This is a genomic window from Collinsella sp. AF20-14LB (assembly GCF_003459505.1).
GTDB lineage: Bacteria > Actinomycetota > Coriobacteriia > Coriobacteriales > Coriobacteriaceae > Collinsella.
The window spans coordinates 51467-69981 of sequence record NZ_QRWD01000003.1 but is presented as its reverse complement, the minus strand read 5'-3'; the positions used below and the strand labels follow the sequence as shown (position 1 = coordinate 69981).

19 protein-coding genes are annotated in these 18515 nt (G+C 60.6%); 18 read left to right on the top strand and 1 reads right to left on the bottom strand.

Features of this window, described 5'->3' with window-relative positions:
• The first annotated feature begins 15 nt into the window (after positions 1 to 15).
• Positions 16 to 792, top strand: a complete 777-nt coding sequence (locus DWX63_RS02320; protein WP_117842695.1) for a transposase — start codon at positions 16 to 18, stop codon at positions 790 to 792.
• 208 nt (positions 793 to 1000) lie between these two features.
• On the opposite strand, the gene rpmB is transcribed toward DWX63_RS02320, so the two are convergent.
• Positions 1001 to 1189 carry a 50S ribosomal protein L28 gene (gene rpmB / locus DWX63_RS02315; RefSeq protein WP_022094725.1) on the bottom strand — a complete coding sequence of 63 codons (189 nt, stop codon included), beginning with the start codon at positions 1187 to 1189 and terminating at the stop codon, positions 1001 to 1003.
• 452 nt (positions 1190 to 1641) lie between these two features.
• Between rpmB and pyrR the strand changes: the two genes are divergently transcribed.
• The 17 genes from pyrR to hemW all read left to right on the top strand — a co-directional run bounded on the left by pyrR (position 1642) and on the right by hemW (position 18474).
• On the top strand, positions 1642 to 2226 hold the full coding sequence (gene pyrR, locus DWX63_RS02310; RefSeq protein ID WP_006236123.1) for a bifunctional pyr operon transcriptional regulator/uracil phosphoribosyltransferase PyrR: 585 nt from the start codon (positions 1642 to 1644) through the stop codon (positions 2224 to 2226).
• Between the two features lie 4 nt (positions 2227 to 2230).
• Positions 2231 to 3175, top strand: a complete 945-nt coding sequence (locus DWX63_RS02305; RefSeq protein WP_035138537.1) for an aspartate carbamoyltransferase catalytic subunit — start codon at positions 2231 to 2233, stop codon at positions 3173 to 3175.
• Positions 3159 to 4448: a dihydroorotase gene (locus DWX63_RS02300; protein ID WP_117842694.1), complete on the top strand. Its 1290-nt coding sequence runs from the start codon at positions 3159 to 3161 to the stop codon at positions 4446 to 4448. The genes DWX63_RS02305 and DWX63_RS02300 overlap by 17 nt, the downstream gene beginning before the upstream one ends.
• 116 nt (positions 4449 to 4564) lie before the next feature.
• Entirely contained in the window at positions 4565 to 5332 is a 768-nt protein-coding gene (locus DWX63_RS02295) for a dihydroorotate dehydrogenase electron transfer subunit (RefSeq protein WP_117758541.1), read from the top strand.
• Between the two features lie 14 nt (positions 5333 to 5346).
• On the top strand, positions 5347 to 6255 hold the full coding sequence (locus DWX63_RS02290) for a dihydroorotate dehydrogenase (RefSeq protein WP_199411071.1): 909 nt from the start codon (positions 5347 to 5349) through the stop codon (positions 6253 to 6255).
• On the top strand, positions 6249 to 6965 hold the full coding sequence (gene pyrF, locus DWX63_RS02285; RefSeq protein WP_117758526.1) for an orotidine-5'-phosphate decarboxylase: 717 nt from the start codon (positions 6249 to 6251) through the stop codon (positions 6963 to 6965). Before DWX63_RS02290 ends, pyrF begins: the two co-directional genes overlap by 7 nt.
• Before the next feature lie 239 nt (positions 6966 to 7204).
• Positions 7205 to 7513 (top strand): integration host factor, actinobacterial type, encoded by a 309-nt coding sequence (gene mihF / locus DWX63_RS02280; RefSeq protein WP_006236130.1) that lies wholly within the window; start codon positions 7205 to 7207, stop codon positions 7511 to 7513.
• Positions 7514 to 8083: a guanylate kinase gene (gmk, locus tag DWX63_RS02275; RefSeq protein WP_117629178.1), complete on the top strand. Its 570-nt coding sequence runs from the start codon at positions 7514 to 7516 to the stop codon at positions 8081 to 8083.
• A 5-nt stretch (positions 8084 to 8088) separates the two neighbouring features.
• On the top strand, positions 8089 to 8370 hold the full coding sequence (locus DWX63_RS02270) for a DNA-directed RNA polymerase subunit omega (protein WP_035138532.1): 282 nt from the start codon (positions 8089 to 8091) through the stop codon (positions 8368 to 8370).
• On the top strand, positions 8371 to 9615 hold the full coding sequence (gene thiI / locus DWX63_RS02265; protein WP_117635259.1) for a tRNA uracil 4-sulfurtransferase ThiI: 1245 nt from the start codon (positions 8371 to 8373) through the stop codon (positions 9613 to 9615).
• 213 nt (positions 9616 to 9828) lie between these two features.
• Complete coding sequence (locus DWX63_RS02260; RefSeq protein WP_158550964.1) at positions 9829 to 10542, top strand: helix-hairpin-helix domain-containing protein; 714 nt, start codon at positions 9829 to 9831, stop codon at positions 10540 to 10542.
• Entirely contained in the window at positions 10539 to 12842 is a 2304-nt protein-coding gene (locus tag DWX63_RS02255) for a DNA internalization-related competence protein ComEC/Rec2 (protein ID WP_117842693.1), read from the top strand. Before DWX63_RS02260 ends, DWX63_RS02255 begins: the two co-directional genes overlap by 4 nt.
• A gap of 78 nt (positions 12843 to 12920) precedes the next feature.
• Positions 12921 to 13883 carry a DNA polymerase III subunit delta gene (gene holA, locus DWX63_RS02250; RefSeq protein WP_117842692.1) on the top strand — a complete coding sequence of 321 codons (963 nt, stop codon included), beginning with the start codon at positions 12921 to 12923 and terminating at the stop codon, positions 13881 to 13883.
• Positions 13884 to 14016: 133 nt separating this feature from the next.
• Positions 14017 to 14283 (top strand): 30S ribosomal protein S20, encoded by a 267-nt coding sequence (gene rpsT / locus DWX63_RS02245; RefSeq protein WP_022094714.1) that lies wholly within the window; start codon positions 14017 to 14019, stop codon positions 14281 to 14283.
• Between the two features lie 96 nt (positions 14284 to 14379).
• Entirely contained in the window at positions 14380 to 16191 is a 1812-nt protein-coding gene (gene lepA, locus DWX63_RS02240; protein WP_117842691.1) for a translation elongation factor 4, read from the top strand.
• Between the two features lie 4 nt (positions 16192 to 16195).
• The gene (gene dusB, locus DWX63_RS02235; protein WP_117842690.1) at positions 16196 to 17239 is read left to right on the top strand and encodes a tRNA dihydrouridine synthase DusB; all 1044 of its coding nucleotides are present in this window, start codon (positions 16196 to 16198) and stop codon (positions 17237 to 17239) included.
• Positions 17240 to 17241: 2 nt separating this feature from the next.
• On the top strand, positions 17242 to 18474 hold the full coding sequence (hemW, locus tag DWX63_RS02230) for a radical SAM family heme chaperone HemW (protein ID WP_117842689.1): 1233 nt from the start codon (positions 17242 to 17244) through the stop codon (positions 18472 to 18474).
• Positions 18475 to 18515 lie beyond the last annotated feature (41 nt).

Genomic DNA, 18515 nt, shown 5'->3' with positions numbered 1-18515 from the left:
TTGAAAGGAGAGATTATGCCCCGATGCGCCCGCGCCGTTTCGCTCACCGGCTATTACCACGTCTATGACTGCGGCAATTTCAAACAGATTTTTTTTGAAGATGACTCCGACCGCTATCGTTTCTTATCGGACATCTCGGACAGGTTTGCTTGCCATGACGTGGCGGTGTTGGCCTGGTGCCTTATGGACAACCACTTCCATTTGATGGTTGATGACCCATTTGACAACCTTTCAAAGGCAATGCAGTGCGCGCTGACGGCCTATGCCAAGTATTTCAATGGGAAAACCGGAAGAACGGGCCACCTGTTTGATAATCGCTATTCGCGGGTCGCGGTCGAGTCGGACACGCAGGCGGTGCAGTTGCTCGATTATATCCATCTCAATCCCGTGAAAGGTGCGCTCGACTCGCTTGATGCCTACCGCTGGTCAAGCTACAAGGCATACCAGCTGGGATACGATCCCTTTGATATCTGCGATGCGGCCCCCATGCTCGATATTGTCGGGGGTTCCCGTCGCTATTGCGAGCATCTTAAGGAAGTTGCCGAGCGGATCTGGTCAGTTGAGATTCTTCCGCGTCGACGGATTCCCGACGAGGATGCCCTTACCGTCGCACACGAGGCCCTTCCGAGCATTGATCCTGCGCTGCTCAAGGCCCTGCCACGCCCCGAACGCGATGCCTGTCTGCTAAGGCTCAGGCGGGCCCATCTTACGGTCAAGCAAATTGCCCGTATCACCGGTATCGGCGCTACAAGCGTAACCAAGGCCACCACAGGCTGGAACGAGGCGGCCTGAGGTATGGATTGGGGCCGATCGATGCACTGTGAGCTTAGGAAAGCATTCATCTAAGTCTGTCCCCAATGCGTGAAAACACTCATGTAAGTCTGTCCCCAATGAGTGCAAAAAAGGCGCCCTCCGTGGGGGAGGACGCCTTTGGTAAGTTCTATATGAACGCGAGGTCTTTGACCCGGAGAGTCCGAGGTACTTGTTGGTAAGACCTTATTTAGGAGCGCGCAACCTTGCCGGACTTGAGGCAGGTGGAGCAAACGTTCATCTTGCGACGGTGACCATCGACGACGACGTAAACGCGCTGGATGTTGGGGCGGAACTTACGGTTGGTGACGCGGTGAGAGTGGCTGATGGAGCGACCGGCAACGGGGTGCTTACCGCAAACTTCGCAAACTTTGGACATAACTGACCCTCCTTGGGCGACAAACGAACATGTCGCGTTAACAAACAAGCCTGAACTATAGCACAGAAGCAGCTCCCTGTGCGTAATCTACACAGAGATATTCCTCTTTTGGCGATAGTGCTCACGCCACGGCCCTGGACGTAGATCCGATTTGCGTGCAGCAGAGGGGATTATGCCAGCTCGTGCGTGCGTTTTCAAGCTCGTCCCACAAATATATATAGGTTTATGGAGCACCTGCGCCCGTTTACGGATTGCCCTGTATTTATGCTCGCAATTAAGCTCGAGGTTGGCTACACTATCCCTTGACCATTAAAGGGGTACGAGATACCCACATGGAATTACATAGCTGCCAAAGAGCAGCCCTTCCTGTGGGTGTCTGGTCCGCTTTAAGCGGTCGGGCATCTATTTTTTTTGACTGTGTCAGCAGTCAAGACATGTGAGGAAGGAGATCGATGGGCACGACTTCCCCCAAGGCGGTCATCATGGACGAGACCGCCGTCAATCGAGCGATGACCCGCATCGCGCACGAGATTCTCGAGCGCAACGAGGGCTGTGAAGACCTCGCTCTGGTCGGCATCGTCACGCGCGGCGACCTTCTGGCAAAGAAGCTCGCCGAGGAGATCAAGGAGATCGAGGGCGTCGACGTTCCGCTCGGCAGCCTGGACATCAGCTTCTACCGCGATGACTATGCGACCAATTTCGCTCCCGCGATCCACGCTACCAACATTCCCTTCAGCGTCGACGGCAAGCGCGTCGTGCTGGTGGACGACATCCTGTATACGGGCCGTACTATCCGCGCCGCTCTGGATGCCGTCATGGACCTGGGCCGTCCGAGCCGCATCGAGCTGGCAGTTCTCGTTGACCGCGGTCACCGTGAGCTCCCCATCTCGCCGGACTTTGTCGGCAAGAACGTTCCCTCGTCGCATGAGGAGAACGTGCACCTATATATGAAGGAAGTCGACGGCCACACCGCCGTCGAGATTAACGACGTCGCGCCGGGTTCCCACGTGGGCTCCGCGCCGCTGGGAGGTGAGTAGTACCGTGGCGTTCAACCATAAGCACCTGATCGACATTACCGAGTACTCCGAAGAGGACATCAAGCTCATCCTCGAGACCGCCAAGGCGTTCTCCGAGGTCAATGAGCGTGCGATCAAGAAGGTCCCCACGCTCAAGGGCAAGACCATCGTCAACATGTTCAACGAGCCTTCGACGCGCACCCGCAGCTCCTTCGAGCTCGCCGAGAAGCGTCTTTCGGCCGACAGCCTCAACTTTGGCGGCTCCTCGACCTCCACGGTCAAGGGCGAGAGCCTCGTCGACACCGTCGAGACCCTCAACGCCTACAAGATTGATTGCATCGTCGTTCGCGATAAGCACGCCGGTGCTCCCTACATCGTCACGCAGAACTCGCCCGCGAGCGTCATCTGCGCCGGCGACGGCAAGCACAACCATCCCACGCAGGCCCTGCTCGACCTGTACACCATCTGGGAGCACAAGGGCGACTTCCACGGTCTTAAGGTCGCCGTCGTCGGCGATATCGCGCACTCCCGCGTCTGCGGCTCGCTGATCCCCGCCCTTAAGATCATGGGCTGCGAGACCTACGCCGTCGCCCCCGGCACGCTGCTGCCGCCGGCGCCCGAGGTCCTGGGCTGCGACCACGTGACGAGCGACCTCGATTCGGTACTCCCCGAGCTGGACGTCGTCTACATGCTGCGCGTGCAGCAGGAGCGCCTCGAGGGCGCTCCGTTCCCGACCATTCGTGAGTACCACAAGCTCTTCGGCCTGACCAAGGACCGCGAGAAGCTCATGAAGCCCGACGCGATCATCTGTCACCCGGGCCCCATCAACCGCGGCGTCGAGTTCGACTCCTATATGGCCGACCACCCGCAACGCTCCGTCATCCTGGAGCAGGTCTACGCCGGTATCTGCGTGCGTATGGCTATCCTGTATCTGCTGCTTGGAGGTGCCGATAATGGCCTTGCTTCTTAAGAATGCCCACGTCGTCGACCCGTCCGTCGAGCTTGACGGTGTCGTTGACGTCCTGATTGACGGCGACAAGATCGCCGAGGTCGGCGAGAATCTCGCCGTCGAGGGAGCCGAGGTCCGCGACCTTTCCGGCAAGTACCTCGTCCCCGGCCTGGTTGATATGCACGTTCACCTTCGCGAGCCCGGCTACGAGGTCAAAGAGGACATCGAGAGCGGCACCCGCGCAGCTGCCAAGGGCGGCTTTACCGGCGTGTGCTCCATGCCCAACACCGATCCCGTCACCGATAACGGCACCGTCGTGGAGTTCGTCAAGTCCCGTGCTGCCGAGGTCGGTCACTGCCGCGTCTATCCGTCGGGCGCCATGACCCGCGGTCTTAAGGGCGAGGCTATGTCCGAGATGGGCGATATGGTCGCCCACGGCGCCGTCGCCTTCACCGACGACGGTCGCGGCGTGCAGGGCGCGGGCATGCTCCGTCGCTGCATGGACTACGGCAAGATGTTCGGCAAGGTCTTTATGAGCCACTGCCAGGACGAGGACCTGGTCGGTCACGGCCAGATCAATGAGGGCAAGGTCTCGACCCGTCTGGCTCTCGAGGGCTGGCCGGCTGTCGGCGAGGAGCTCCAGATCGCCCGCGACATCGAGATTGCCAAGCTGACCGGCGCCAAGCTGCACATCCAGCACATCTCCACCGCCCATGGCCTGGAGCTCGTGCGTGCCGGCAAGGCCGCTGGCGTTCAGGTTACCTGCGAGGCCACGCCGCATCACATGTTCCTGACCGAGAACGACCTGGACGAGACCTACAACACCTCGCTCAAGGTCAACCCGCCGCTGCGTACCGAGGCGGACGCCGAGGCCATCCGCCAGGGCGTCATCGACGGCACCGTCGACGCTATCGTCACCGATCACGCTCCCCACACTCCGTGGGAGAAGGCGCGCGAGTTCGAGCTTGCGCCCTTCGGCATGATCGGCCTCGAGACCTCGCTGTCGCTCGTGCTCACCGAGCTGGTCAACACGGGCAAGATGAGCATGGGCCGCATGGTCGAGCTCATGGCCATCAAGCCTCGTGAGATCCTGGGCCTCGACCAGGTTCAGGTCAAGGCGGGCTCCGTTGCCGACCTGACCGTGTTCGACGCGTCCGCCACCTGGACGGTCGGCGAGGACGGTTACGAGTCGCGCGCCGAGAACTCCGGTTTTGCCGGCAGCACGCTCACCGGTCGTGCCACCGATGTGTTTGTCGGCGGCAAGCAGACGCTCGCCGACGGCTGCATCTGCTAGCATAGCCTTATCGCTTTTGTGCGCGGCGCCCTTGCGGTGCCGCGCTTTCTGTTCGCCTGAACCATGCAACCGCATGGGGGATTGGAGCGTCTATGCCCACACCTTCCACTGCACGCATGCACGACTTCGAGGTCGTCTCGAACCAGGAGATCGCCGAGGGCATCTTCTCGCTCGTAATCTCGGCCCCCAAGCTTGCAAGTGCGCTCAAGCCCGGTCAGTTTGTGAACATCGCCGTGCCCGGCGATGCCTCTTCGCTGCTTCGCGTGCCTCTGAGCTTCTATCGCGCCGACGCCCAGGCCGGCACCGTCGAGCTGTGGTACGCCGTCGTGGGCGACGACACCCGCCGTCTGTCGCAGATGGCCCCCGGTTCCACCTCTAATCTGCTGGGCCCTGGCGGCCGCGGCTGGCTTGTTCCCGAGGGCACCAGGAAGGCGCTGCTCGTGGCAGGCGGCATCGGCGTTCCGCCCGTGCTCTGCCTCGCTGGCATGCTTGCCGAGCAGGGCGTGGATGTCGACGTGTGCCTGGGCTTTGGCACCGCTTCCAAGGCCGTGGGTGTCGATGAGTTCCGCGCGCTGGGCGCCACGGTTAACGTATGCACCGACGATGGCACGCTGGGCACGCACGGTTTTTGCACCGAACCGGCAGCCGAGCTGCTCGGCGAGGGCGGCTACGACTACGTGGCCAGCTGCGGCCCTGCCGTCATGATGAAGAAGGTCGCCGCCGCTGCCGCTGAGGCCGGTGTGTACTGCGAGGTGTCGCTCGAGCGCATGATGAGCTGCGGCTTTGGCGCCTGCAACACCTGCAACGTCGAGACGGTCGACGGTATGAAGGGCGCCTGCATGTGCGGCCCCGTGTTCGATGCTTCCAAGGTGGTGGTCTTCTAGTGGGTACCGTGAATATGGCCGTCGATTTCGGCGGCGTCAAGATGCAGAACCCCATCAACACCGCAGCCGGTACCTTTGGCTACGGTTGGCAGTTCCAGAACTTCTTTGATGTCTCCCAGCTGGGTGCCATCACCACCAAGGGCTGCGCTGCCGAGCCCTGGCCCGGCAACCCCGCGCCCCGCATGGCCGAGATCCCGGGCGGCATGATCAACTCCGTGGGCCTTCAGAACCCTGGCGTGGCCGCCTTTGCCCGTGAGTCCGGTCCGTGGCTCGAACAGCTGTCCAAGGACGGCTGCCAGGTCATCTGTCAGGTCGCCGGCCATTCCGTTGACGAGTTTGTCCGCGCGCTCGAGATGTATGTCGAGCTGTGCCCCTGGGCTGCCGGCTATGAGATCAACGTGAGCTGCCCCAATATCGCCGCCGGCGGTGCCGCCATGGGCTCCTCGCCCGAGGGCGCCTCTGCCGTTATGGCTGCTTGCCGTAAGGTGACCGATAAGCCGCTGTTCGTCAAGATGGCTCCGGTCAACGTCGCCGAGATCGCCAAAGCCCTCGAGGCCGCAGGCGCCGACGGCCTTTCGGTCATCAATTCCATCCAGGGCATGGCCATTGACGTGCACACCCGCAAGTCCCGCGTTGCCAAACCCAAGGGCGGCCTTTCGGGTCCACTGTGCCACCACATCGCCGTTCGCATGGTCTGGGAGGTCGCTCAGGCCGTCGATATCCCCATCAACGGTGTCGGCGGCGTCATGACGGGCGAGGATGCGGCCGAGTTTATCCTGGCTGGCGCTACCTGCGTGTCGGTCGGCATGGCCAACTTCGTCGATCCGTGCGCCTCGCTCAAGATCGCGCACGAGCTCGAGGCCTGGGCGGAGTCCCAGGGCGTGAAGGACATCAACGAGCTGGTAGGTGCTTTCGAATGCTAGAGACCGATGCCCGCGACCGCGTTATCGTCGCCCTCGACTGCGACCGTGAGCGTGCGCTCGAGCTCGCCCACGAGCTTTCTGGTCATGCCGCTTGGCTCAAGGTCGGCATGACGCTCTATTACGCTGAGGGCCCCGAGATCGTCAAGACGTTCAAGGACCTGGGCTTTAAGGTCTTCCTCGACCTCAAGTTCCATGACATTCCGCATCAGGTGCGCGGTGCCGCCCGTTCGGCCTCGCTTGCCGGTGCCGACCTGCTCTCGGTCCACGGTTTGGGTTCGGGCGCCATGCTCGCCGCGTGCCGTGAGGGTGCCGAGGAGGCGCGCGAGGACCGCGCCAAGCTCGTCGCCATTACCGTGCTCACGAGTATGAACCAGGATGCGCTGGCCGAGATCGGCGTCGAGTCGCCCGTGGCCGAGGAGGCCGCCCGCTTGGCAAAGCTTGCCCAGGCCAACGGCATCGATGGCATCGTGTGCTCACCGATGGAGGCTCATGACATGCGTGAGCTGCTGGGTCCTGATGCCCTGATCGTGACTCCGGGTGTGCGTCCGGTGGGTGCCGCCCTTGGTGACCAGTCCCGCGTGGCGACGCCTTCCCAGGCTATCGAGCGTGGCGCAAGCCACATTGTGGTGGGCCGTCCCATCACCGGTGCCGACGATCCGGTTGCCGCCTTTGACGCCATCGTCGCCGAGCTGGTAGAAAACGTCGCGTAAAAGATTCCCCTAAGTCACCACTTTTGGGTCTCATTAGCACAAAATAGCCCCTGTGCCTGCGTAAACTTTCCCATCCTTTGTGTGGAATCGCAGGTCAGGGGCTTAACTTTGGGCGCAGTATATTGCACTTTTTGCGGGTATCGTCTAACCTATGGAGCCGCGATTAGGCATTTTGTACGTTCTACGTGCTAAAATGCCAATTATTGAATCAGATATAACCCAACTATTTGGAGGTACGAATGGCACTCCCTCAGCTTACCGACGAGCAGCGCAAGCAGGCTCTTGAGAAGGCTGCTGCCGCACGTCACGCCCGCGCTGAGCTTCGCGAGCAGATCAAGAAGGGCGAGAAGTCCCTCGAGTCCGTGCTCAACTCCGATGACCCCATCGCTTCCCGCATGAAGGTTTCCACCCTCATCGAGTCTCTCCCCGGTTATGGCAAGGCCAAGGCCGCCAAGATCATGGAGGAGCTCGGTATCTCCGCTACTCGTCGCGTCCAGGGCCTCGGCGTCCGTCAGCGCGAGCAGCTCCTCGAGCAGCTGACCAAATAAGTGAGCGCTCAGGATTCCAAGCTCTTTGTGATTTCTGGACCGTCAGGCGCAGGCAAGGGTACGCTCGTCGCTCGTGTGCGCGAGCGCCGCTCGAACCTGGGTCTGACGGTTTCGGCTACCACGCGAGCACCACGCAAAGGTGAGGTCGACGGCGTCAACTACTTTTTTCTGACGCGCGAGGAGTTCGACCGCCGCGTGGCAAACGGTGAGTTTGTTGAGTGGGCCGAGGTCCACGGTAACTGCTACGGCACGTTGGTGAGCGAGGTCACATCCAAGCTCGCCTCGGGCTCGTCTCTGATTTTGGAGATCGATGTCCAGGGCGCCCTGCAGGTGAAGGAGCGTTTCCCCGAGGCCGTGCTGATCTTTATCAAGCCGCCTTCGCTTGAGGTGCTCCGCGAGCGTCTAGTCGGTCGCGGTACCGAGACGCCCGAGACGATTGAGCTGCGTATGGCAAACGCCGCCGATGAGCTTGCCCTTGCCGACCGCTACGACGACGTCGTGGTGAATGACGATCTCGACCGCGCGACCGATGAGCTCGTTCGCGTTCTCGATATGCATGAAAGGATCTGAGGTCCGTGTCCGTTGTAAAGCCTTGCATTGACGATCTTCTGGAGAAGACCGATCACAACCGCTTCCTGCTCGCTTCGCTTGCCTCCAAGCGCGCCTGCGACATCAATAGCATGCTGCGTGGCCAGCACAACCGCGTGCTTGCCGTCCAGGATGTCGATGACATCACCATCGGGCTTTCCGGTGCCGATACCATCTCGATGGCTATGGACGAGATTGTCGACGGTGACATCTCTTACGACGAGGCCCGTTACGAGAAGGCGCTCGGCCACAAGGTTGCTGAAGCCTAAATGGCGGCTCGCGTCTGCCTGGTCCACTATCACGAGGTTGGACTGAAGGGCAAGAACCGCGCACATTTTGAGCATATCCTCATGGATAACATCAAGGCGGCCTTGGCCGCCTTTTCCGTGAATGCCGTGTCTCGAATTTCCGGTTATATCCTCGTGACCTTTAACGAGCATCAGGCCGACGAGGCGGCGCGTGTCATCCGCACCGTTCCCGGCGTTGCTCGTGTGTCTTTGGCGTATCACACCAACCGCGACCCGCAGGAGTACTGCGCCGCCGCCGTGAAGGCACTGCGCGAGTTTGGTTCCTTCGATTCGTTTAAGGTGCACGCCAAGCGCTCCAATACCGACTATGAGCTCACCTCGATCGATATTAATCGTCAGGTGGGCGAGGTACTGTGTGAGGCCTTCCCCGATAAAAAGGTTCAAATGCACGACCCCGATGCGATGGTGCACGTACTGGTGGTCCAGGGTAGCGTTTATGTGTACGCGCGCTCCGAGCGCGGCGTGGGCGGTCTGCCGGTGGGTTCTGCCGGCAAGGTCGTGACGCTGCTGTCGTCGGGTATCGATTCTCCGGTGGCGACCTGGATGCTCGCGCGTCGTGGCGCGGTGTGCGTGCCGGTGCATTTCTCCGGTCGTCCGCAGACGCCCGATACGAGCGAGTATTTGGTGCAGGACATCATCCGTGCGCTTGAGCCGGGTGTCCAGATCGGCCGCCTGTACGTGGTGCCGTTTGGCGACTGCCAGCGTGAGATTTCGGTCACCTGTCCCAGCAACCTGCGCGTGATCATGTATCGCCGCATTATGTATTCGGTTGCTGAGCGCATTGCACACATCGAGGGTGCCAGGGCCATCGTTACGGGCGAATCGCTTGGGCAGGTTGCCTCCCAAACGCTTGAGAACATCATGGCCGTCAACGAGGCCGTGAAGATTCCCGTGTTCCGTCCTCTCATCGGTTCGGACAAACAGGAGATCATCGCACGCGCCGAGGAGATCGGTACGTTCGATATCTCGACTGAGGCCGCTCCCGACTGCTGCACGCTGTTTATGCCACGCCGTCCCGAGACGCACGCTAAACTCGATGCCGTGCATGAGGCCTGGGAACTGTTTGATCACGAGGAGATGATTGAGCGTCTGCTCAAGCAGACCGAGTACATCGACTTCGAGAGCAACACGTACAAGGCCCCTAAGACCTTAAAACGCAAACATTCTGAGCTTGCTCCGCGTGAGATTTACCAAGATCACGAGTAAATATGTGCATAGACCGACGATGCGCCTGCATCGTCGGTCTTTTGCTATCTGGGCATTTTGCGGCTAAGTGTTCATTTGCTGACGTGTGCCTGAATAAATGGACATTATTTCGTAAGGTTTTGGTCAGCTTTTGGTTTGACCGCGAAAACCGGTGTGGACGTGCGGAAGCTGCGGCGTTCGTTTCCTGACACGATGGTGTTGGGAGGTTTTGCTATGGCGCAGCGCGAACAACACGAACGAGTCAAAAAGATGGACCGCTGGGCGGGCAAACTGCTCGGTCATAAGGCAGTGGTGATGGCGATACTGGTCGTTATTGCGATGGCGAGTGGACTGGCAATGGCGAACTTTGGCGGCGGTGCCGGCGGTGTGTCGTTTGAGCGCACTGATGGTTCGGGCACGTTAGTGGAGCCGGGATCCGGCGATGCTTCGAGTGGAAAGACATCTGAAGGCTCTTCGCCTAAGGCGTCTGCCGCGGCAGAGGTCTATGTCGATGTTGATGGCGCCGTGGTGTCACCCGGTGTATATCGCCTCAAAGACGGGGCGCGGGTGGCTCAGGCGATTGATGCCGCCGGCGGGCTGGCGCCCGAAGCAGACGTTACGGGGCTTAATCGTGCATCCAAGGTCACTGATGGACAAAAAATTCACGTTCCAACGGTAGGGGAGCAGCAGGTGTCCATTGCGGAAGCCGGTGTTGATGGTGGGACTTCCGCATCATCAGGCGTCGGTGGCGCAACAGGCCTAGTAAACATTAATACGGCAAGCTCGGCAGAGCTGCAGACGCTCTCGGGAATCGGTCCCTCAATGGCACAGTCGATTATCGATGAGCGGACAAAGAACGGTGCTTTTGCTTCGGTTGACGATCTGATGCGCGTGTCGGGAATCGGCGAGAAGAAGCTTGCCAAAATCAAAGATTGCATCTGCGTATGAGTGCGACCGAGCGAGAGCACGTGATGCCTCCGCGGCCCCTGATTCCGTGGACGATGGCCCTGTGTGCCGGCATGTGCGTGAGCTGCGCCTTGGTGCTCAGCATAGCCGCTGATGCGCTGCTGAGGGAGCAGGCGACGACGGTCGGGCCGCTATGGGCCATTCCCGTTGCGGCAGCGGTTTTCGTTGTGCTGGCTCAATCTTGTGCGCGGCTTGCCCCTTTGAAGCGGTGGCTGTATGCCGCGTCCGTCGGTCTCATAGCGGGTGCGGTCGTTTCGGCGTGGTGGGCCGTGGGTGCGCTCAACGCCTCGAAGACGCTCGACGGTCGAGCGGCAAGCATTCTCGAGTTTGTCGTGCAGGGTGACCCATCCATAAATGACGACGTGTATTCCTATACCTGCGAGGCGCGCTCGGACGGTAAGAACTTGGCAACGGTTCGCCTATCGTGTGACCGTGAGTTCAAGGTCGGGGCGCACGTGCGTGTTATCGGTCGCGTGTCACGTTTTGAGAACGATGCGTATGGACGATCGCGCGTGCTCCGAGGCGAGGTACGCAAGGTTAAAGCCGTTCGGATTGTGTCGGTCGATGAGGGTTCTCCGAGGCCGCTGCTTCGGCTGCGAAATGGGCTGCTTGCGTCCATCGCGCCTGCGACCGACCCGGCGCGTGCGCTCATAGCCGGTGTCGTCTGCGGTCGTTCGGCCGAGCTGCGCGCCCAGCCGGCGGGCGACTGGTTTTCGGTGACGGGAACGGCGCATCTTATCGCCGTCTCGGGCAGCCATTTGGCTATCGTGGGGTTTGTAATCGAGGGTGTATTGCAAAAGACTCGGTGCTCACGTGGTCTTCAGCGGGCGATATTGGCGATAACGCTTGTGGGCTACGCTGCCTTTACGGGCGCGTCTCCCTCGGCCGTGCGCGCGTGCTGCATGGTGTTCGTGACGCTTGTCGTAAACGGCGCGGGGCGTCGTCGGCACGGCCTTTCGGCACTCTTCGTAACCATGTCCATCTTTGTGCTACTGCGGCCGACGGTGCTGTTCGAGATGGGCTTTCAGCTTTCATGCGCCAGCGTCTTAGCCATTCTGTGCTTTTGTCCCTATGCGACCTACGCTTTGGGTGAGCTAGGTGTGCCATCGGGCGTTGCCAGCGTGCTTTCCGTCACGCTGTGCTCGCAACTGGCGACACTTCCCATCACCATTCCTGCCTTCGGTACATTCTCGCTCATTGCTCCGTTGGCAAATGCGGTCATCGGTCCGGTGGTGAGCGTTCTGCTCGCTGTGTCGATCGTGCTGGCTCCCTTTTCGCTCGTGGGACCGTTGCGGACTTGGGCGCTCGTTGTGCCCATGATTGCCGCCCGTTGCGCGCTGTTCTTCGAGCAGCTGTTTGCCGCCGTGCCGGGTGCATACGTGAGCGTGCCGCCCGATAGCATGTGGATTTACCTAGTGCCGTGTTTTCTGGCGGTTCTGCTGGTCTGGTGGCCACGTCCCCGTGCACGTCCTATGGCGGTGGGGCTTGCATGCCTGATGCTCTTGGCTGCGATTCCGTACGTCTATTGGGATCGATTCGCTCCGCCTTCGGTGACGGTGCTCGATGTGGGCCAGGCCGATGCGATTCTTATCCGCCAAGGCGGCGCAGTAGCTCTCGTCGACTGCGGGCTCGACGAGCGTGTGGTTGCGGCGTTGGTTCGCAATAACGTGCACCATATCGATGCCGTTTTTGTGACGCATTGGGATGAGGACCACTGGGGTGGTTTGCCTGCCGTGCTCGAACAGTTTTCGGTCGGAACGATTGCCGTGGCGGCGGATGCGCTGGAGGATGCTCCTGCCGAGGTATTGAACCGACCTGGCGTGGAGTATCGGCAGGTGCGCCATGGGGATACGGTCGACATCGGCTCATTTTGCGCCCGCGTGATGTGGCCATTCGAGTCCGTGGATGGCGAGGGCAATGAGGACTCTCTTGTTTTGCTGCTCTCCTACGCTCAGGAGGGTAAGAGCCTGCGCGTGCTCCTCACTGGTGATGCCGAGCTCGATCAGGAGCGCGAGTTTGTCCAGGAAGTGGGCGATATCGATGTACTCAAGCTGGGGCATCACGGCTCAAAAGTTTCCGTCGACACAGACCTGCTGGGCACGCTTAAGCCCGGGCTCTCTATCGCGAGCGCGGGCGAGGGCAACCGCTACGGCCATCCATCCGATGCCTGCATCGATGCGGTTCGCGATGCGGGCGGCGCTTTCGCTTGCACCATCGAACATGGAGACATTACCGTCTCGCCGACCGCAACCGGTTTTGCCGTGCGATGCCAGCGACCGTGATGACATCGTTGGCGCGCGGTGTGCCCCTGGGCTAAAATGGCACGGTACGAATTCGAGTGTGTGCGAGAGGGGAGCGCAATGTCCGAAACCGGTCTGCTGCCGGCATATCTGATCGTCGGTACCGATGGAGTCAAGCGCGACCACGCTGTCTCGCGTATGAAAGCTCGCTTGGAAAAGTCGGGTATGGTTGAGTTCAACCTCGATGAACGCGACATGACGAAAGATCCCGATATCGAGTCGATCATCGGCTCGCTCAATACCTTTCCCATGGGTAGCGAGTTTCGCCTGGTGATCCTCGACGGCTGCTCCAAGCTTGCCAAGGCGGTCTCGGAACCGCTCGTCGAGTACCTCGCAAGTCCCAGCCCTACGACGGTCTGTCTCATTATCGCCGACTCACTTGCCAAGAATACGCGCCTGTATAAGGCAATCGCCAAGATCGACAAGAAGGCTATCGTCGATTGCTCGGGTACCAAGCGCTGGGAACTACCGCGCCGCGTTCAGCAGATGGCGACGCAGCACGGTAAGTCCATCTCGACGGCTGCTGCCGAGGAGCTCGTCTCGCGTTCGGGCGAAAACACGCGCATGCTCGATAACGATCTGGCAAAGCTCGCCCAGATGGTCGAGGCGCCCCAGATTGAGCTTGCCGACGTGGAGCGTTGGATTGTGCGTACGGCCGAGGTTCAGCCCTGGGACTTCCTCAACGCCGTCTCGGCTCGCGATATGCGGCGTTCGCTCGAGCTCTTTAAGCTTCTGCCCTCTAAGAGCTATGTGTGGACCTACACGCTGCTATGCGGTCGCATCCGTGAGCTGATCGTCGCCAAGGCGCTCGATGGGCGTGGGCAGGGCCGTGAGCTCGCCGCGACGCTCAAGCTTCAGGCCTGGCAGGTCAAGAATCACCTTACCTGGGCACGTCGCTTTTCGATGACCGAGCTCGTTGCCGCGCTCGAGGGCGCCGTCGATGTGGAGCTCGCGCTCAAGGGTTCGGCCGATTCGGAGACTGCGCTTTTGCTCTGGATTACGAACATCTTGAGAAAATCGTGATGATACCTGCCTATTTGACAAATTCGTTCTATCCCTTTGAGGGGGAGCGTGCTATAGTAGGCGCTTGCATGACCTCACCGTGTCTCAGAGGTGTCATACATTTTTTGCAAGGAACTCGAAAGGAACTCCAGAAGTGGCAAACATCAAGTCTCAGAAGAAGCGTATCCGCACCAATGAGGCAGCTCGCATGCGTAACAAGGCTGTCAAGTCCGAGCTCAAGACGCTGACCAAGCACGTTCAGTCCGCCGTCGCCGAGGGCGACGCCGAGAAGGCCCAGGCTGCCCTCAAGACCGTCACCAAGCGTCTCGACATGGCTGCCGCTAAGCATGTCATCCACAAGAACCAGGCTTCCAACCGCAAGTCCGGTCTTGCCAAGCTCGTGAACAGCATCAACGCCTAAGTTGTAAATTTCACACCACACAGATTACGCGCATAAATGGAGCCTGTTTTATGGAACAGGCTCCATTTTTTGTACCGCTCGGGTAAGATAGTCCGCATGAATACTTCAATTGACATTTCCCACATCCGCAACTTCTCGATCGTTGCGCATATCGACCATGGCAAGTCCACGATCAGTGACCGCATCCTCGAGCTCACCCATACCGTCGATGAGCGAGACATGGAGTCGCAGCTGCTTGACACGATGGACATTGAGCGCGAGCGCGGCATCACGATCAAGTCCAATGCCGTCCGCGTGTCCTATGACGCCGACGACGGCGAGACGTATCAGTTCAACCTGATCGATACGCCGGGCCACGTGGACTTTACCTATGAGGTCTCGCGCTCGCTGGCAGCCTGTGAGGGCGCGGTGCTCGTTGTCGACGCCACGCAGGGCGTCGAGGCGCAGACTGTCTCCAACGCGACGCTCGCCATGAACGCCAATCTGGACATTGTGCCGGCCATCAACAAGATCGACCTGCCCTCTGCCCATCCCGATGAGGTTAAGACCGAGATCGAGGATGACCTGGCGATTCCCGCCGATGATGCCGTGTGTGTCTCGGGCAAGACCGGCGAGGGCATCCATGATCTGCTGGAGTCCATTGTCTTTTTGATCTCTCCGCCCAAGGGCGATGCGAGCGCGCCGCTCAAGGCACTCATTCTGGATTCGTACTTCGACGAGTATCGTGGCGTCGTCGCCACGGTGCGCGTCTTTGACGGCTCCATCAAAAAGGGCGATACCCTGCGCATGATGCAGGCAGAGGGCGACTTTTTGGTCGACGGCGTGGGTGTCAAGCGTCCTGCCGAGACCCCGGTTGACGCGCTGACGGTTGGCGAGGTCGGCTATGTGGTCACGGGCCTGAAGGACCCCGAGGCCGTTCGCGTGGGCGACACCCTTACCTGGGCGTCGAACCCCTGCCCCGAGCCGCTTCCGGGTTACCGCGAGGCCAAGCCCATGGTCTATACGGGCCTGTTCCCAATCGATAACAAGGACTATGAGAACCTGCGTGACGCGCTCGATAAGCTGCACGTTAACGACCCATCGTTGGTGTGGGAGCCCGAGACCTCGGTGGCGCTCGGCTTTGGCTTCCGCGTGGGCTTCTTGGGCCTGCTGCACATGGAGGTCGTCAAGGAGCGCCTGGAGCGCGAGTTCAATCTGGACCTGATCGCCACGAGCCCGTCGGTCGACTACCACGTGTACAAGACTGACGGCGAGATGATCGATGTCCGCAGCCCGCAGGATCTGCCCGAGGCCACGCGCATCGAGCGTATCGAAGAGCCCTACCTCAAGGCAAAGATCATCTGCCCGCCCGAGTATACGGGTGCTGTCATGCAGCTCGCCATTGAGCACCGTGGCGTCACGACCGATATGATCCACCTGACGAGCAAATCGGTCGAGATGCGCTTTGATATGCCGCTCGCCGAGCTTATCTTGGACTTCTTCGATCAGCTCAAGAGCCGCACCAAGGGCTATGCCTCGCTCGACTATGAGTTCAACGAGTATCGTCCCTCCGAGCTCGTCAAGCTCGATATCCTGCTTTCGGGCGACGAGGTGGACGCGCTGTCGTTTATCGTGCACAAGGACAAGGCCTATGGCCTGGCCCGCGGCCTGTGCGACAAGCTCAAGGAGATCATCCCGCGTCAGCTGTTCGAGGTGCCCATCCAGGGTGCTATCGGCAACAAGATCATTGCTCGCTCCACCGTCAAGGCGCGTCGCAAGGACGTGCTTGCCAAGTGCTACGGCGGCGATATTTCGCGTAAGCGCAAACTGCTCGAGAAGCAGAAAGAGGGCAAGAAGCGCATGAAGGCCATCGGCTCGGTCGAGGTTCCTCAGGAGGCGTTTATGGCGATCCTCAAGGTGGACGAGTAGGTCTATGGCGCTTTCCGAATATAGTCAGCGGTTGCTGGGCGCCTATGCCGAGCAGCCGTTCCTTATGGCTCCCATGGCGGGCGTAACCGACCCCGCCTATCGCATCATGTGTCGCCGCCGCGGTGCCAACCTTGCCTATAGCGAGATGGTGAGCGTTGCAGGCCTTGCCTATGCCAGCAACAAGACGTGGCGCCTGGTGCTGCCGGCCGACGAGGAGCAGCAGATTTGCGTGCAGCTCTTTGGCTCCAAGCCCGAGCAGTTTGCGAGTGCCGTCGCTGCCGTCGAGGAACGCGTGGGCGATCGCCTGTCATTGATTGATATCAACATGGCCTGTCCGGCTCGCAAGGTCGTTACCAAGGGCGAGGGCTCGGCGCTTATGCGCACGCCCGACCTGGCCGAAAGAATCGTTGAGGCGACGGTGGGCGCGGCGCATGTTCCCGTGACCGTGAAGATCCGCAAGGGTTTTTATGCCGAGGATCGCAACGCCGCAACGTTTGCCCAGATGCTCGAAGGGGCTGGCGCCTCCGCAGTTGCCGTGCACGGTCGTTGTGCCACTCAGCTCTATACGGGCCAGGCCGATTGGTCTGTCGTCGATGAGGTTGCCGACGCTGTCGAGATCCCCGTGATTGGTTCGGGCGATGTGTTTTCGGCCGAGGACGCTGCCGAGCATCTGAGCGGCTCGGGTGCCAGCGCTGTGTTTATCGCGCGCGGCATCTACGGCAATCCGTGGGTGTTCGGCGATGCCCGAGCCCTTGCGCTCGATGGCACGCCGGTTCCTTCTCGCTCCTCGGTCGAGCGCCTGGAGGCTCTGCGTGAGCACCTGACGTTGACGCACGAGCTTCTGCCGCTTATGTCGCGAGCCCGTACATATGCAAGCTGGTACTTAAAGGGCATGCCCCATGCCGCCGCCTGGCGCGCTCAGGTGGTGCGCTGCTCCACGTACGAGGAGTTTATGGCGCTGGTCGATGATATCGAGCGCGACGTGGTGGTCTGCGAGGCCGCGCTTGCCGCCGGCGAGCCGGTGCCCGCCCATCCGCTGGAGGCTTAAGGGTGGCCGTTACCGCGCTGTATGTGCACGTGCCGTTTTGCGCTCAGAAATGTCGCTATTGCGACTTTGACTCGCGCAGCGTGGCGCCGTTCGACCTGGACGCTGCGCTCGATGCCTATTTTGAGCAACTGTATGCGCGGCTCGATGCTTTTGGCAACGCTGGGGCCCTTGACCAGATCCGCACCGTCTATGTTGGCGGTGGCACGCCGTCGCTGGCGGGGGAGCGCCTGGTGGAGCTGGCGCGGCATATCTCCATGTGGTGCAAGCCCGTTGAGTTTACTTGCGAAGCCAATCCTGAGTCGCTGACCGCTGGGCTCGCCACCGCGCTTGCCGAGGCGGGTGTCACGCGCATTTCTCTGGGCGTGCAAACCCTCGACAATACCGAGTTGGCCGTCATCGGCCGCATCCATAATGCCGAACGGGCGCTTGAGGCTATTGCGACGGTGAAGGATGTTGGGCTCGATGTGTCGTGCGACCTTATGTGTGGGCTTCCCGGACAGACTATGGCGAGCTGGCAGTATTCGCTTAATGGCGTGCTTGCGGCGGCCCCGCACCATGTGTCGGTCTATCCGCTCACGCTCGAGGAGGGCACGCCGCTGTACCGCATGGCGTGCCGTGATGAGTCGCTTGAGCCCGATGAGGATTTCCAGGCCGCATGCATGGACGTGGCGCGTGATTGTCTGACTGCGGCCGGCTATCACCCGTATGAGGTGGCGAGCTACGCGCTCGACGGCCATGAGTGTGCCCACAACATTGCCTATTGGACCGGACAGGGCTATCTGGGCCTGGGCCGTTCTGCCGCGGGCATGCTCGACGCCGAGGATTTCGACTGTCTTGCAGGTTTGTTCCTCGGCGTGTCTTCTCGAGGCGATGCGCACCGCGTGCGTCTGGTGCAACGCAACGATGCCGCGACGGCGTTTGAGGCCGAGTACCTGACGCATCGCGAGGCGGCGGCCGAGGACCTGATGCTCGCTTGTCGCATGACGCGCGGTGTTGCTTCCGACTTGTTGGTTCGCGCGGCTCGTGTCATCCCTGCCGATAAACTGACAGCGGCTTGTGACCGCGCTCTTGAGCTTGGGCTTGCCACTTGGGTGCCCGAGCACGGTGATAACCATGCGGGGCCTATCGTCTCTGTCGATGTCATCGCTGGTCGCACTTGTGCCCGCCTGGCGCCGACCCACCTAGGTTGGCTCGATGGAAATGTGCTGTTCGAGCTGTTTTGGGGTCTAGCTTAGGCCGCTCGGGTAGAATTACCGCAATATATACGCTGCTGTGA